This window comes from Pasteurella atlantica, assembly GCF_963693435.1.
GTDB lineage: Bacteria > Pseudomonadota > Gammaproteobacteria > Enterobacterales > Pasteurellaceae > Phocoenobacter > Phocoenobacter atlanticus.
The window spans coordinates 542,523-558,869 of the sequence record NZ_OY856306.1 but is presented as its reverse complement, the minus strand read 5'-3'; the positions used below and the strand labels follow the sequence as shown (position 1 = coordinate 558,869).

17 protein-coding genes and 1 tRNA gene are annotated in these 16,347 nt (G+C 33.1%); 4 read left to right on the top strand and 14 right to left on the bottom strand.

Translation table 11 applies throughout. The features are described 5' to 3' along the window. Positions 1-7: 7 nt before the first annotated feature. The 12 genes from U9966_RS02685 to secM form a co-directional block, all read right to left on the bottom strand. A complete protein-coding gene (locus tag U9966_RS02685; RefSeq protein WP_306348941.1) occupies positions 8-1,507 on the bottom strand; it encodes a Wzz/FepE/Etk N-terminal domain-containing protein in 1,500 nt (499 codons plus the stop codon). Positions 1,508-1,569: 62 nt separating this feature from the next. Then, positions 1,570-2,424, bottom strand: a complete 855-nt coding sequence (gene rapZ, locus U9966_RS02680; RefSeq protein WP_306346653.1) for an RNase adapter RapZ — start codon at positions 2,422-2,424, stop codon at positions 1,570-1,572. 3 nt (positions 2,425-2,427) lie between these two features. Next, positions 2,428-2,976 carry a PTS sugar transporter subunit IIA gene (locus tag U9966_RS02675; protein ID WP_306346654.1) on the bottom strand — a complete coding sequence of 183 codons (549 nt, stop codon included), beginning with the start codon at positions 2,974-2,976 and terminating at the stop codon, positions 2,428-2,430. 37 nt (positions 2,977-3,013) lie between these two features. Further along, positions 3,014-3,739 carry an LPS export ABC transporter ATP-binding protein gene (gene lptB, locus U9966_RS02670; RefSeq protein ID WP_211597240.1) on the bottom strand — a complete coding sequence of 242 codons (726 nt, stop codon included), beginning with the start codon at positions 3,737-3,739 and terminating at the stop codon, positions 3,014-3,016. Between the two features lie 17 nt (positions 3,740-3,756). Next, entirely contained in the window at positions 3,757-4,257 is a 501-nt protein-coding gene (gene lptA / locus U9966_RS02665; protein WP_306346655.1) for a lipopolysaccharide transport periplasmic protein LptA, read from the bottom strand. Positions 4,258-4,265: 8 nt separating this feature from the next. Beyond that, a complete protein-coding gene (gene lptC / locus U9966_RS02660; protein ID WP_211597238.1) occupies positions 4,266-4,844 on the bottom strand; it encodes an LPS export ABC transporter periplasmic protein LptC in 579 nt (192 codons plus the stop codon). A gap of 94 nt (positions 4,845-4,938) precedes the next feature. Continuing rightward, complete coding sequence (locus U9966_RS02655; RefSeq protein WP_306346656.1) at positions 4,939-5,964, bottom strand: N-acetylmuramoyl-L-alanine amidase; 1,026 nt, start codon at positions 5,962-5,964, stop codon at positions 4,939-4,941. 4 nt (positions 5,965-5,968) lie between these two features. After that, a complete protein-coding gene (gene tsaE, locus U9966_RS02650; protein ID WP_211597236.1) occupies positions 5,969-6,463 on the bottom strand; it encodes a tRNA (adenosine(37)-N6)-threonylcarbamoyltransferase complex ATPase subunit type 1 TsaE in 495 nt (164 codons plus the stop codon). 10 nt (positions 6,464-6,473) lie between these two features. Next, a complete protein-coding gene (gene orn, locus U9966_RS02645; RefSeq protein ID WP_306346657.1) occupies positions 6,474-7,034 on the bottom strand; it encodes an oligoribonuclease in 561 nt (186 codons plus the stop codon). A 3-nt stretch (positions 7,035-7,037) separates the two neighbouring features. Continuing rightward, the gene (mutT, locus tag U9966_RS02640) at positions 7,038-7,478 is read right to left on the bottom strand and encodes an 8-oxo-dGTP diphosphatase MutT (protein ID WP_306346658.1); all 441 of its coding nucleotides are present in this window, start codon (positions 7,476-7,478) and stop codon (positions 7,038-7,040) included. 80 nt (positions 7,479-7,558) lie between these two features. After that, the gene (gene secA / locus U9966_RS02635; protein ID WP_306346659.1) at positions 7,559-10,237 is read right to left on the bottom strand and encodes a preprotein translocase subunit SecA; all 2,679 of its coding nucleotides are present in this window, start codon (positions 10,235-10,237) and stop codon (positions 7,559-7,561) included. Positions 10,238-10,303: 66 nt separating this feature from the next. Continuing rightward, entirely contained in the window at positions 10,304-10,630 is a 327-nt protein-coding gene (gene secM / locus U9966_RS02630; protein WP_306346660.1) for a secA translation cis-regulator SecM, read from the bottom strand. A 120-nt stretch (positions 10,631-10,750) separates the two neighbouring features. Between secM and U9966_RS02625 the strand changes: the two genes are divergently transcribed. After that, positions 10,751-11,059, top strand: a complete 309-nt coding sequence (locus tag U9966_RS02625) for a DciA family protein (protein ID WP_211597231.1) — start codon at positions 10,751-10,753, stop codon at positions 11,057-11,059. Positions 11,060-11,082: 23 nt separating this feature from the next. Next, positions 11,083-11,472, top strand: coding sequence for a copper resistance protein NlpE (locus tag U9966_RS02620; RefSeq protein WP_306346661.1), 390 nt, complete (start codon positions 11,083-11,085; stop codon positions 11,470-11,472). A gap of 14 nt (positions 11,473-11,486) precedes the next feature. Here U9966_RS02620 and U9966_RS02615 read toward each other — a convergent pair. Then, positions 11,487-11,576 (bottom strand) — tRNA-Ser (locus U9966_RS02615). A 71-nt stretch (positions 11,577-11,647) separates the two neighbouring features. Here U9966_RS02615 and lpxM point away from each other — a divergent pair. Together lpxM and U9966_RS02605 are read left to right on the top strand one after the other, a co-directional pair. After that, positions 11,648-12,586: a lauroyl-Kdo(2)-lipid IV(A) myristoyltransferase gene (lpxM, locus tag U9966_RS02610; protein ID WP_306346662.1), complete on the top strand. Its 939-nt coding sequence runs from the start codon at positions 11,648-11,650 to the stop codon at positions 12,584-12,586. A 77-nt stretch (positions 12,587-12,663) separates the two neighbouring features. Further along, the gene (locus U9966_RS02605) at positions 12,664-14,157 is read left to right on the top strand and encodes a WG repeat-containing protein (protein WP_306346663.1); all 1,494 of its coding nucleotides are present in this window, start codon (positions 12,664-12,666) and stop codon (positions 14,155-14,157) included. Between the two features lie 33 nt (positions 14,158-14,190). Here the strand turns inward: U9966_RS02605 and yccS are convergent, their stop codons facing one another. Beyond that, positions 14,191-16,344, bottom strand: a complete 2,154-nt coding sequence (gene yccS / locus U9966_RS02600; protein ID WP_306346664.1) for a YccS family putative transporter — start codon at positions 16,342-16,344, stop codon at positions 14,191-14,193. Positions 16,345-16,347 lie beyond the last annotated feature (3 nt).

Genomic DNA, 16,347 nt, shown 5'->3' with positions numbered 1-16,347 from the left:
CTAAATTTTATTTTTTATTTGATAAAAATGCTGAACGCAACAAAGCAATTCCCATTCCAATAAATAATCCCATAAAGGTTGATGCAAATAGAATAATTAATGATTTTTTCAAATTAAAACCAAATGAATTTGCGATATAAGGTTCTGCTACAGTACTATAAAGAGAACTACTCTTATTCATAGACAACTTTTTATATTCATTTAATAATATCATAAAGATTTTCTGTGATTCATTCACTTTTTTTACCGTATTTTCGAAAATAGTTGGTATCATAGCAATGGTTTTTTGTTGATTTTCAGTATCACTTATGCTACTTATGCTACTTATGCTACTTATGCTACCAGCAATCATATCGATTTCTTTTTCCAATGAAAATAATTTTTCTGAAGCTGCAATTCTTTTATTAATAATTTCTTTCTTAAGCTCTGATGATGATAATTGTGAGCCTAAATGTAATAAATCATTTAGCATACTTTTATCCATACTTGCTTCAATAGATGGATTTTTCAATGGTTGCTGTACCGTATTACTACTCTCTATATTTGTACTCAATTTACTTAAAATAAAATCATAAGCGGCTATTTTTTTATTTATTTCGGCTCTATCTAATTCTTTTACTCTAAGTTGTGAAAAAATTTGCATCTCTAGTAATTTATTATTCTTAACTAATTCTGGTGAAATGGAATAGGTATAAGATCGCATTACATTAATATCATTATCAATCACATCTTTTATTGTACGAGTAAGATCATTAAGGTTATGGTTATTTACAGAAATAGAATTACTTCCATCGAGCATTGATAGTTTTTCCAATGCAACCTCTACGCCTTTACTATAATTTAATAACTTATCATAATTATCAATAATCACCGCATTTTTATCATAAACAAATGCTTCTTGCGGATAAGAAATATTTGGGCTAACTAACCCCTTAGTTACCGCATTTTTAGACCATTCTGTTGTCACCGCTTTAAGTAATTTTTTTGCATCATTTTCAGAAAGTTTGATCTGAGATAAGTCCAAACTTAAAGTTACATACGTTTTCGCATTATTTTTAAGTAAATCTAAGGATGCTTTTGTTTCTTCTACTTGGTCTTTCGTGATTTTTTTATTCGATAAATTATTTAATAAGGTATTTTCTGCAATTTTTATTAAAGAATTTGTTGCTTCAATTGATATAGCCTTAGATACTCCTCGAATATCAGCATCTATATTCGTATCTTCTAGTGCTAGTTTTATGTTCTCTGGCACAATGATATCTTCTGGAGAAAATTTTACGCCATTAGGATAACGACTATCACTAGAAGAAATAAACTCAATTGCAATAGGGTAATTCACTGTTTTTGGTGTGTAAAATGCTAACTTTGAAAATTGAAAAGCTAACGCAAATAAAAAGAAAGCGAGTGTGAAAGCAATAATTAGCCCTCTTTGTTTAAAAAGGTTTTTAAACATAGCCAGTAAATCAATTTCATCATTGGCTATTACATTTGTATTTTCGCTGTTCATAATTTTTCCTTGATTATATTTAAATATTGACGACGCATTATAACAAATAGTTTTAATTTTGTTTATACATTTAGTGACTCTAACTGACGATGGCGAATTTTCACATTATGATTTTTACATTTAAACTCTTCAAATAATTTTTCTGCCACAAAAACAGAACGATGTTTACCGCCAGTACAACCAATTGCAATAGTAAGATAACTACGATTATTCTTTTTAAGATCAGGTAACCAAGTCAACAGATAATCGGTGGTTTGATGGATAAACTGATTTACAATTTGATGATCTGATAGAAAATTTTGAACGGGTTTTTCAAGACCAGTCATTGGGCGAAGATGAATATCCCAGTGTGGATTTGGAAGAAAACGCACATCGAAAACATAATCTGCATCTGTCGGAATACCATATTTAAAACCAAAAGATTCAAAAATAATATGCAATTCTTTTGTTTCATCACCTCTTAATAAATTTCTTAATTTATCCGCCAGTTGATGAGTGGAAAGATGCGTGGTATCTATTATGTCATTCGCATATTGATATAAAGGTTCAAGAATTTTATTTTCAAATTCAATTGCACCAGTTAAAGACAAATTTTGTGTAGAAAGGGGATGTAACCGACGAGAATCGCTATAACGTTGAACTAAAACCTGAGGATCACAATCTAAAAAAATGAAACGAGTATCTAAATACGTCGGCAATTCCGCAAAAATTTGATCAGGTTTAGCAATATGATTAGGGAAATTACGAATATCTAAACTAATGACAATGGCTGTTTCAGTTTTAGATAAAATATTGACTAAATTTGGAATTAAAGAAAGTGGCATATTATCAACACAATAGTACCCCATATCTTCTAATACTCGTAAAGCAACAGATTTTCCTGAACCGGATCTCCCGCTCACTATAATTAATTCCATCTTTTACTCCTCACTACTCATACTCTTTATTTGATCTTGGTTTTCTACATCCTGTAGAGCTGTACACATTTCTGAATCTGCTGTTTCAAGTATATTCCAGACATCTTCCTCTGATTCAGCCGTTCTAAGTGATTTTGCAAGTTGCTTATTATTTAATATAGTGACAATTTCCTGTAAATCTTTTTTATATTCATCATTTTCCTTATCAGGGAAAATCATTGCAAAAATAAGGTCAATTTCCTTATTTTCTATAGTTTCATAATCAATTGGATTTTCTAATTGTAAAAAAACAGCGATCGGCTCATCACTATTCCAATTTGGTAATTTGGTATGGGGAACTGCAATGCCATAATTAATGCACGTTGAACCTAATTTTTCACGCTTACATAGACAAGAAAAACAGTCTATTGCAGAAACATCATAATTTTCTGAAAAATGCTGTATTAAATAATCTGTTACTACAGAGCCTACTATTTCTAATGCTCTTTTTTTACTTGAAATATGAACGCCTACACGAATCAATTCAGGTTTAAGGTATTTTGTTAATTTCATTATTTATACTTATATGTATACGACTTAATAAATCAATTTATAATCTAAATTGATCACCCAAATATATTTGTTTCACATCTTTATTTTCTAAAATTTGTTGTGGAGAACCTGTTGCAATCACTTCTCCACTACCGACAATATAAGCTCTCTCACAAACATCTAAGGTTTCTCTTACATTATGATCTGTAATTAATACTCCAAGCCCTCGGTCTTTTAAGCTCACAATAATTTTTTTTATATCAATTACAGAAATTGGATCAACGCCAGCAAAAGGTTCATCTAATAAAATAAATTTAGGGCTTGCGGCTAATGCCCGAGCAATTTCAACTCGACGACGCTCTCCACCAGATAATGATTGACCTAAATTATGGCGAATATGTTCAATATTAAATTCGGTAATTAATTCATTCGCTCGCGCTTTACGTTGTTCATTATTTAAATCTTTACGAACTTGTAATACCGCCATTAAATTATCATAAACACTCAAACGACGAAAAATAGAGGCTTCTTGAGGAAGATAACCAATCCCTTTTGTTGCTCGATTATGCATTGGTAACAAACTGATTTCTTCATCATCAATTTTAATTTTTCCTCCATCGTGACGAACTAAACCAACAATCATATAAAATGTTGTGGTTTTTCCCGCACCATTTGGACCTAGTAACCCAACAATTTCACCCGAATTTACATTTAAACTCACATCTTTAACAACGTTACGGGCTTTATAACTTTTTGCTAAATTTTCAACATAGAGTGTTGACATTATTTTCCTTACTTAAATTATTTATCTTTTAACTGGAGAGGAATAAGTACTGTTTTAACTCGATTTCCTTTCCCTTGTCGAACAGCTTTTAATTGCTGTTTTTTTACATCATAGGTAATTTTCTCTGCTTTTACTGAGCTATCTAATTGCTTTAATTGTGCATTATCAATTAAAGTCAAAAACTCTGTACCTAAGTCATAATGGACTCTATTAGCTTGTCCATCAACTGGTTTTCCTGAATCCAATATTTGATGAAATCTAACAGGAGAACCACTCGCTTTAATCACTTCTTTTTTACCTTCTTGACGAAAAATCGTGACCTTATCAGCAGCAATTTTAATGGAACCTTGCGTAATTAATACATTGCCATTTAATGTAATGGTATTGGTTTCCATATCAAATTCTTGACTACTTGATTCAATATCAATAGGCTTATTTGAATCATTCTCCAAAGAGTAAGCTGATAAATTTACACCTAAAAATAATGTAAAAATAAAAGAACGTATTATAAATTTCATTTGTATCCTTAATTTCTTTCGTTAACTTTTGTTGGTTCAATATGTGTTTTAACATCCTTCTGGAATTTAGCTGATTGTTTTTTCAAATTACCTTGCAATCCTGTTCCTGTTGAATTGAAACCAATTCCTCTAGCACTTACTACACTGTCAGAAAAAATATCATGATTTTTTAAATTCACAAAAAGTATTTCTGCTTCAATTTGCTGTAATTTAGATAATGGATTAAGATTTTGTATCTTTACATTACCTCTTAACTGCAATATTTTATTTTTTGTAATTTCAGCCTCATCTGAGGTCAATTTCCATTCTTTTAATGCTTTTACGGTATCAAATAAGTTAAGTAACGGATTAACTAACTCCACTCTTCCCGTTGTTTCATAATGTTTAATTTCATCTGCTTGAGCAAAATATTGAGGTTTACCTTCCACATCGTAAACCTCTGTAGTAATTTTATCTCCTACATACTCAGGTTGTCCATCTCGCTTTATTAAGCGTTCTAGGTCTTGTCCTTCTTGTTGTAAGCTAAAATACCACCCTGCTAGCACACTAACGACAATAACAAGCACAATATTTAAACGTAAATTCATATTATTAAGCTATCCATATAAAAAATCGACTGTAATCATATCACAATTCCAACATTAACAATTTGGTAACAACCCTAAAATAAGAAAAATAGTCTTATTTTAGCTTCAGTTTTTGTCCCACAAAAATCTTATTATTTTTTATATGGTTTAACTTACTTAACTTCTCTGAAGTTGTACCATATTGTTTAGCCAAAGAATAGAGCGTTTCATTTTTTTTCACAATATGGATATTTTTTGATAAATGTTTTTTTTCCTTAACCACTAATATTTTTTGTTTACTGATTTTACTGTATTCTTTTTTGACCTTTTTAACTTCCTCTTTTTTTGGCTTTGTTATTAAACTTGCATAATTCCGTTTACTATAAATCACTAATCCATTATATATTGCTTTTGCAATTTTTTTCTGATAATTGATTTTTGATAAATTTTTCTCTTCATTTGCATTAGATAAAAAACCTGTTTCTACCAAAATAGAAGGAATATCAGGAGAGCGTAATACCGCCAAACTTGCATGTTGTGGAGTACGTCTAACTAAAGGTACAACTCGGTTTAATTCCTTTAATACACTTTTACCTAGATCATAGCCTGCTCGCTGTACGTGTGAAAATTGTAAGTCTAATACCGTTGTATCCAAATAACGTTCATTATTAGAAGATAAAACAGAACCAATCCCGCCAAGTAATTCAGATTGCTTTTCGTGATCTTCTAACCATTTCCCCATTTCATCATTAGCTCGACGGTTTGAAAGTACCCAAACGGAGGCTCCTTGTACATTATTGGAAACAGGAGACACATCAGCATGAATAGACACTAGAAGACTGGCTTTATGTTTACGAGCGACTTCAGAACGTTTATTTAGACCAATATAATAATCAGAACGACGAGTGAGAACACCTTTAAAATTAGGATCTTTATCTAATAACAATTTCAATTGCTTTGAAATCGCCAATGTAATGTCTTTTTCTTTTATTTTGAATACTTTTCCTACTGCTCCAGGATCTCTCCCTCCGTGGCCCGCATCAATAGCAATAACAATTTGCTTTTTTGCCTCTGCAATACTTGATACACTGAAAATAAAACCCATTAACCCAATGAAAAAATAATTTGTCCACTTATTCATTCTTTTATCCATATATCCCCATTAATGTCGGTAATACCTTCACCATTTCTGATTTTTTAGGTAATAATTTAATCATTCTTCCTTCACCGTTATAATCAATCTGAATTTCTAAATCAGCCTCTGCAATCATACCTTTACCTTTTTCTGCCCACTCTAACAAGCATAATGAATGAGTTTGAAAATAATCTCTTATTCCCATAAACTCTAATTCTTCAGGATCACTTAAACGATATAAATCAAAATGATAAATCGAATAAGGTGGTAAATGGTACTCTTCAACTAAAGTATAAGTGGGACTTTTTACATTCCCATTATACCCAAAAGCTTGCACAATACTTCTTGTTAGTGTCGTTTTTCCAGCTCCAAGTTCCCCATTTAAATAAACAACCAGTGAACTATCACTATTTTTTGCAAAAATTTGTTTAAATGTGACCGCTAATTTCTGACCAAATTTTAGCATTTCAGTTTCATTTTCAAATGAGAAAGTTAAATTTTGCATTTTTAATCACTTATAACTGTATAAAATGAGTACGATAAAATTTTAATTCTTCGATCGATTCACGAATATCATCTAAAGCTAAATGGGTATTTTTTTTCTCAAACTGCTTTAAAATATCAGGTTTCCAACGACTGGCTAATTCTTTCAAGGTGCTTACATCTAAATGACGATAGTGAAAATACTCTGCAAGATCTGGCATATAACGATATAAAAAACGTTTATCTTGTGCCACGCTATTGCCACAAATTGGGGATACCCCTTTTTGTACCCACTGTTTCAAAAATGAAATGGTTTGTAACTCCGCAGCTCGTTCCGTTAATTTACTTTGTTTTACACGTTCCACTAAACCATTTGCCGTATGGGTTTTGACACACCAATCGCTCATTTTACTTAATAATTCATCACTTTGATGAATGGCAAGAACAGGACCTTCCGCTAAAATATTGAGATCTTTATCCGTCACTATCGTTGCAATTTCAATAATACGTTCCTTTTGAGGATCAAGCCCCGTCATTTCAAGATCAATCCAAATTAAATTTTGCTGACTTAAATTATGATTATTCTGTGACATAAATTATTCTGAAACCTCTGATTTTAATCGTTTAATAAGCTCTTCATTTGCAGGAGGGAACTGCTCAGAATCTAATTCAGACTGTTCAATCCAAAACCCTTCTTGTCCTTCCCGTCCAAATGGTTCACCGACCCAATCTTCAACTAAATAAAAGAAAAACTCAATAATTTTAGTTGGATATTCAAAAGAAAAATGTTCATAAGGAAAAGCACTTAAAATATGAATGCCCACTTCCTCTTCAATTTCTCTTACCACTGCTTCTTCTGGTGTTTCACCTTGATCTACTTTTCCTCCAGGAAATTCTAAAGATTGGGCAAAATCTTGCCCTTCTAAACGTTGGGCTAAATAAATTTGCCCAAATTCATTACGAATAATCGCAGCGGCCACTTGAACGAGTGGTTTTAATGCAGTTTCAAGTTTGGGGTTAGGCTTATCACTCATCATATTTTCCTCAGTTATAAGACAAGCGGTATGATTTTTGTAAAAATTTGCAAATTTTGTTTAAAATCTTACCGCTTACTTTATTAAACAACACTACCGTGACAATGTTTATACTTCTTACCAGATCCACAAGGACATTGTGCATTACGTGAAATTTTTTGTTTTGAGAAATCCTGTTCTTCTTCATCGCTAGTATGATAACCAGCGGTTTCTTTTTCTGCAATAGCTCGACGCTGACGTTCCGCTTCTTCCACTTCTTCTTGGCTACGTACTTGAATACGACTTAAAATGCTGATGGTGTTAAATTTCAAAGTTTCTAACATCGTGGTGAACATTTCAAAAGATTCTTTTTTGTACTCTTGTTTTGGATCTTTTTGTGCGTAACCACGTAAGTGAATACTTTTACGCAGGTAATCCATTGCAGATAAATGCTCTTTCCAAAGCTCATCAAGATTTTGCAACATTACGCCTTGTTCAAAATGACGCATTGATTCTTCGCCAACAAGGTGTTCTTTTTGTTGGTAAATTTCTTTTGCTGTTGTAACAATACGTTCACGTAAGGTTTCTTCGTGTAATTGATTGTCTTCTTCAAGCCATTGTGCAATAGGTAAATCTAACGAGAAGTCTTGCGATAAACGTGTCTCTAACGCTGGAATATCCCACATTTCTTCAATAGATTGTGGTGGAATATATTGACTGATCACATTATTAAACACATCTTCACGGATATTTTCAATCATATCGGAAATATCATTCGCCTCTAACAACTCATTACGTTGTTCATAAATGATTTTACGCTGATCGTTTGCGACATCATCATATTGTAATAAATATTTACGTCCATCAAAGTTATGTGCTTCTACTTTTGCTTGTGCTGACGCAATTACTTTAGTAAGAAGTTTAGACTCCATCGCTTCACCTTCTTCACTGAACGCTTTACGCATCATATTTAGTTTTCCTTCATTTAGATAAATACGCATTAAGGCATCATCTAATGAAAGGTAAAAACGTGATGAACCAGGATCACCCTGACGACCTGAACGACCACGCAACTGGTTATCAATACGACGAGATTCGTGGCGTTCTGTACCAATAATATGCAAACCACCTGCCGCAATGACGATATCGTGTTGTTTTTGCCATTCAGCTTTGATTTCGTCAATTTGTTCTTGAGTTGGATTTTCAAGTTTCTCAATTTCAGCTTTCCAATTTCCCCCTAAAACAATATCGGTTCCTCGCCCTGCCATATTAGTTGCAATGGTCACAGAACCTGGATAACCCGCATTTTCAATAATATGAGCTTCTTGTTCGTGGAATTTCGCATTTAAGACCTTATGTTCAATGCCTGATTTTGTTAATGCGTTAGACAGTTCTTCTGATTTTTCAATAGACACAGTCCCCACTAGGACAGGTTGATTACGTGCGATACAATCTTTAATGTCTTCAATAACGGCTCCAAATTTTTCGGTTTCTGTTTTAAACATTAAATCAGTACGATCATCACGGATCATCGGTTGGTTTGTTGGAACAACAACGGTATTTAAACCATAAATATGTTGAAATTCAAAAGCTTCAGTATCTGCCGTTCCTGTCATTCCTGCTAATTTTTCATATAAACGGAAATAATTTTGGTAAGTAATCGACGCTACGGTTTGATTTTCTGCCTGAATTTCGACTTTCTCTTTGGCTTCGATTGCTTGATGTAAACCATCAGACCAACGACGTCCTGCCATTGTACGCCCTGTATGTTCATCAATAATCACTACTTCGCCATCTTTGATAATGTAATCAACATTCTTTTCAAACAATTTATGAGCACGCAATGCTGCATAAGTATGGTGTAATAAACCGATACGAGCAGGCGAATAAAGTGTTTCATTCTCGTGCATTAAGCCCATTTTGGTCAGTAATTCTTCTACTTTAACCTGACCACGTTCTGTTAAATGCGCCTGTTTATTTTTAAGATCTAAGGTGAAATCGCCTTCGCCAATATATTCTTCAGTATCTTCTTTTTCTTGGAAGATTAAGTGTGGCACGATTTGATCCACCGCTTGATAAATGTGTGTCGCATCGTCCGCTTGCCCTGAAATAATCAATGGAGTACGGGCTTCATCAATTAAGATAGAATCCACTTCATCCACTAATGCGTAATAGAGATTTTTCTGAAAACGATCTTCTTTTGCATTCGCTAAATTATCGCGTAGATAGTCAAAACCTAATTCGCTGTTTGTTGCGTAAGTAATATCCGCATCATAAGCCGCTTGCTTTTCCGCTGGCGATAAACCCGGAACATTAACTGCCACGCTCATTCCTAAAAATTCAAATAATGGACGGTTGGTTTCCGCATCACGACGTGCTAAATAGTCATTCACTGTGACCACGTGAACGCCTTTGCCTGTTAGTGCGTTTAAGTAACAAGGTAAGGTTGCGGTTAAGGTTTTTCCTTCCCCTGTACGCATTTCTGCGATATTGCGTTCCGTTAACACCATTCCACCGATAAGCTGCACATCAAAAGGACGTAACCCCAGCGTACGCTTACTTGCTTCACGAACAGTTGCAAAGGCTTCGTGTAATAGACTATCTAAAGTTGCACCGTCAGTAAGACGTTGCTTAAATTCAGCCGTTTTTGCTTGAAGTTGCTCATCCGTTAATTGTTCAAATTCTGCTTCCAATTTATTGATTTGGTACACTCGTTTTCTTAAACGGCGTAAAATACGATCATTACTACTTCCAAAAATGGCAGTGGCTAATTTTGTAATCATTATGTTTTCCTCTAAAATAAAAAATAGCGTTTTATATAACGCAAAATAAAAATAGCTTGTTGTTTTTTAGAGGAATATTGGACCCGCACGAATAGGATTTGCTTCAATCTCAATAAATTGATATTTTTTTGCAAAAAATGCAATTAAAGTGACCGCTTGTAAACGTTGAATAAATTTATTTCTTAATTGACTAAAATGTTGTAAATTTTTAGTTGAAACTGACCGCTTATTTGAGGCAAATTGATAAAATGGTATAACTTGTTGGATACTAATGGACTTAGTTTGATTATCACTCGAAACTGTTTGAATAGAGGGCAATACACAAATCGCCACAATTCCCAAAAGTAAATGTGATAAGCGAGTAGATTTATAAATATGTTTAAAAAGTCCCATTATGAATTTAGTTATAACTATGTCTCTTTTATGATAAAGTACTATTATACGGTAATTTACTTCAATATGGAAAAATATTAGGACAAAGTTGGAAAATTCAAGCAGAGGATATAATATTAGATGAAAAATTCAACAACTAAAAATATTAGTGAATTATTAAAACAAACAAAACTTAGCTATATTGTTGAGCGAGCAAATCTATTAAATAATCTAAATTATAAAATTCAACAACGTTTACCCCAAAGTTACAGAGAGTTTTATCGCATTGCAAATTTAGAGGATAATCAACTTGTATTTGAAGTTCAAAGTGCTACTATAAAAAGCGGATTGCAATTGCAACAAAAAGAATTATTGAACTTAATAAAAATTGACTTTCCTAATGTAACGGATTTATCATTTCGCATAAACCCAAATTTAAAAAATTCTTAATTTTATAAACAAGAGGATAAATTATGATGAGAAAACTGACAATTCTTGGTAGTGTTGTATTACTTAGTGCTTGTTCAATGACCAATAATGTAACAGGAACTTATTCTGGTATTTTACCTTGTGCTGACTGTGACAAAATTGATGCAAAATTAGTATTGAATAAAGATTATTCTTACGTGTACGAAACAACCTACTTTAAAAATAAAAAAACTCATGATTATATTGAGCAAGGTAAATTTTCTTGGGATAAAGAAAAAAGTGATATCATTGTATTAGATGATAATGCTGGCAATCTTAGATTTAAAGCAAATACCAATTATGTAGAAATGTGTGATAAAGACGGAAATGTTGCAACAACAAGTAATTTAAACTACAAATTACTACGTGTAGCCACAAAGCAAAAAATAAAATAAGCATTTAAATAGAATGGCGGTGAGAGAGGGATTCGAACCCTCGATGCACTTTCGCACATACACGCTTTCCAGGCGTGCTCCTTCAACCACTCGGACATCTCACCAGTCTGAGTGGCAAAATTCTATAGAGTTTCAGTGACTTTAGCAAGTTTTTTATTACAATGAATAGAAATTTATGACACGTTTAACAGCTCGTAAAGGTTATCACCATCAATTTTCTTGGACTTTTCTTCACCCTAAATATTGGGGAGTGTGGATGGGTGTGTTTGGATTAATCCTTCTCGCCTTTATTCCTTTTCGTTTAAGAGATAAATTTGCGTCTTTCGTTGGGAAAGTAGCGTGTAAAAAAGCACAAAAACAACGACATAAAGCAGAAATCAATTTACGTTATTGCTTTCCAGATTGGTCATTAGAAAAACAAAGAGTAGTCATTGAAAATATGTTTATCTGTGTGGCTCAAACAATGCTTGCCACAGGTGAAATGGCAATTCGCTCACCTAAATATTTACAATCTCGGATACAATTCAATGGTATAGAACATATCGAAGCGGTACGATCTCAAGGAAAAAATGTAATTTTACTTGTACCTCATACTTGGTCAATTGATGTTTCTGGTACGGTTCTTACCACGATGAAAATGCCAATGACCTCAATGTATAACCCACATCGTAATCCATTGGTAGATTGGTTATGGAATATAACTAGAGAGCGTTTTGGGGGTAAAATGCATACCCGCCAAAATGGTATAAAACCCTTTTTAAATGATATCAAACAAGGCAAGCTCGGTTATTTTTTACCTGATGAAGATTTTGGTGAAAAAGGCAGTGTTTATGTTGATTTCTTCGCCACAGAAAAAGCCACCCTACCCGGCTTAACAAAAATGGCAAAGCTGACTAATGCGGAAGTTATTCCTTTGTTTCCTATTTATAACGCCAAACAAGGCTGCTACCAAGTTGAAATATTATCCCCAATGACATTCTCAGGAGAACCAGAACAAGCCGCTCGTGAAATGAATAAGGTGATTGAATATTTTGTGACTAAAAATCCTGAGCAATATGTATGGATCTTAAAATTACTTAAGACTCGCCGTGATGGAAAAGATATTTATTGTTAAAAATAACTCTGTACACGACAATTTTTTAAATTATCCGTTTTCAATATTTTTCATAGATATTTTCTAAAGGGAATAAAATGATGAAAAAACTTACATTATCTATGATAGCAGTTTTAGGGCTACTCCATAATGCTAACGCCAATATAAATGGCTTGTTAGGATTTTGCCTTAAAGATACAGCACAACAACTGAAATGCGGTCTTATGGATAACAAAGCCAACCTTGTTGTAGCACCAGAACTTGATTACATTGCTCCCTTTCCTAGCAAGAAAATGCCTCTTATCCCACACAGATATGCCTATAAAGAATACTTTGATGATAATGGTTTTACAACAGCTCATAAGAATGGAAAATCAGGCATAATTAATACCAAAGGACAATGGGTAATAAATCCACAATTTGAGATAATCGGTGAGTTTGCTAAGAATGGACTTGCATTTGCAACCAAAAATGATCTTTATGGCTATATAAATACAAAGGGAGAATGGGTTATTCCTCCTCGTTTTAAACGAGTATCCGATTTTTCTGCTAATGGTCTAGCAAGAATGGAAGAAAAGGGTAAATATGGTTTTATTGATAAACGAGGTAAATGGGTAATCCCACCACAGTTTTGGTTTGCTGAAGATTTTGGTGATTATGATGTGACCCCTGCAAAAGAGCGAGAAAATGGATTATATGGACTTATTGATCGTCGTGGGCAATGGGTTGTACAACCACAATATCGATATATAGGGGCTTTTAATGAAGAAAGCTTAGCTGAAGTTTATACCAAAGATGGAAAGTTTGCTTATATTAATAAAAAAGGAAAAATTGTTACAGCGTTATTTGATTCTCAAACCATATTTTATGAAGGTTTAGCAGAAAGGAAAAAAGATAAATGGGGTATGCTTAACACCAAAGGTGAATGGGTAATACCACCTGAGTTTGATTATATTCATAATAGTTATAATGGCTATGTAATTGTTGAAAAAAATGATAAATATGGTGCGTTTGATCGCAAAGGAAAATTAGTTATTCCACTAACATTGGAGTGGATTCAGAGCTTTAGTAATAATGGTTTAGCAGAAGCAAAAAAGAATACTAAATACGGCTATATTAATACTAAAGGCGAATGGGTAATTAAGCCACAATTTGATGAAACACATTTTTTTGATAGCAATGGTCTTGCCAAAGTTGTATATGATGGGAAATATGGCTATATCAACGAAAAAGGTGAATTTATCGTGCCTGCAAAGTTTGGCTATTTATCTAATTTCAAGAAAAATGGTTTAGCCCGAGCAATGCCTTACGTATCAACAATAACATTTTTACTGGATCCAAAAGGAAGCACTAAACATGGCTTTATAAATAAAAAAGGACAATGGATAATAAAGCCAAAATTTAATGAAGCCAGTGAGTTTTATCCCAATGGATTAGCGGTTGTAAGAGAAAATGGGCAATATGGATATATTAATGAAAAAGGGGATTATGTTGCTAAGATTATGACGACTAAGTGTGGTGCAGAGCAACTAGTGACATCTAGTGGTAAACCGATTTATCCTAAAATGTCCGTAGAAGAATTATGTAAATAGCGCTCAACTTATGGAGTAAATTTTATTACAAAATCACAGCTTATTCACATAACAATCAAGTTCTGGCAATAACTGCACAATTAAAGATAATTGTTGCACTAGTAACCTTGCTTTATCTTTTTCGTGGTCTAAATAATCTTGCTCTAAATATTGTAACTGTGTGATTAAATCATTGAGCTGTGTGCTACGCTGTTTTGTTTCTGAATAGGTGGAATCCAATAATCGTGAAATAAATTTTCCTTGTTGAAAGAAAACAGTTGAATATTCAAATTGGTGATTGATTGTATCGCTCTCTTTACGGTACACCCCTAATGCAGAAATATAGCTTAATAACGTGTAATTTAATTCTAATAATTGTGGTGCAACCGCTAAGCTATTTTTATATTTCTTTGGTTCTTCCTGCATTGCAGAAACGGTAGTACTCAATTTTGCAACATTATGATAAGCCATTCGGCGAGCTAAACGATACCCAAAATGGTCTCGATAACCAAATTGTAATTGTGCCATTATATGACGTAAATATAAGGAGCTACTTTTTAGTGTTTCTTCCAAATTTTGACGTAAATTAAGATATCGCCAATCCGCCCAAAGGAAAGAAACCGCAAACCACGCAATGCCTGCTCCAATAAAGGTATCTAAAATTCGAGGTAATATCGCCATTTCTTTACCCAAACCAATGACATCAAAACTCACTAATACTTGAATGGTAATAAAAAAACTGGCATAGCTGTATTTTCTTTCCATAAAAAAGAAAAATAAGCTACTTGTGGCAACAATAATCCCCAACTGAGCTTCTAGCGTTGGAGATAAATATCTTAATGATAGCCCAACAAATACCCCTAAAAGTGTGCCTAAAATACGCTGAACCAGTCGTTTTTTGGTTGCTGAATAATTTGGTTTACATACTAAGATAGCAGTTAACAAAATCCAATAACCCAATTCCAGATGAAATATCTGTACAATCGAACAGCATACAAATACCACAATGGAAAGGCGAATAGCGTGACGAAAGAGTTCAGATCCTAAATAACACTGTTTTTTTATTGTATAAAAAATATTGCCTATGCCTGAAATATTTTCAGATAACAAGCGGTAGGTTTGTTGATTATTTTTACCAAAATCATTACAAATATTTTCTTCATATAAAGCTTCAAATAACAAGGTAATATTCTTTAAATTTTCAATCATTGACGATAATTGATAAAAAGATGCCTTTGTTTCCTTTTGATGATACTGCAATGAGTTTTGTAATCCCTTTAATACTCTTTGCATTTTAAAATTGGGTTTATAATCCAAATTATGGCGTAACGCTTTTGCAATATATTGGCACTCTATTGCTTGTAATTCTAATAAACGGCGTAATCGAAAAACCAAATCAGTGTGCTGAAACTCTTCCAATAAATCTTGATATTGAGAATGGCTTGAACTGGTTCTTTCCCAAATTTCTTGCCCTGTTAAATAGTAACGTAACATTTTTTGCGTATGAAAATGACGATGTTGTTGATCTAAACGACTAAACAACACTTCTCTTACTTCATCAAATGAACGCATTACTGCAGTATTGGCTCGTGCTAACGCTAATTTTTTATCAGACAGGCGATTAATATCATCAAAATCAAAAAATGTTGATTTTTGCTGTAAATAGTTTCCTAAACTATCAAAATAAGAGGCTAAACTCTCCTGTGTTGCTCGATTAGGTAAACACAAATAAATCAATAATGAGATAAAGCTATAAATCAAGGTACCTAATAAAATTAACGTTGTGTTGATATACCACACCACATTAGGGGTATAAACCAGTGCAGTATAAACAGCAACCAGCAAAGTACAAAATGCAATCTTGCTATAACGCCCGCCTACTGCACCAAGCATTACTACAATAAAAGTAATGATGGTTAGTAAAGGAACAAAAATCCATCCTTTTGTCAAAAAGAATTGTGAGATAAGAGAGACGGTACCAAATGCTATCAGCATTAAAATAAGATCTTTGAAACGCCCTGTTAAACGGTTACTTTGCTCTGATAATGCTGTCGCAATAATGCCTAAAACTAATGGCATTGCAAGATGAGAAATCTCTAATTGCCAAATAACAATAGCGGCAATATTGGTTGAAATAAATACCGCCAATACATTAAGCATATTGATATTCAACCATTGTAATCGCAAACTATTGAATACGTTTTTCATCAA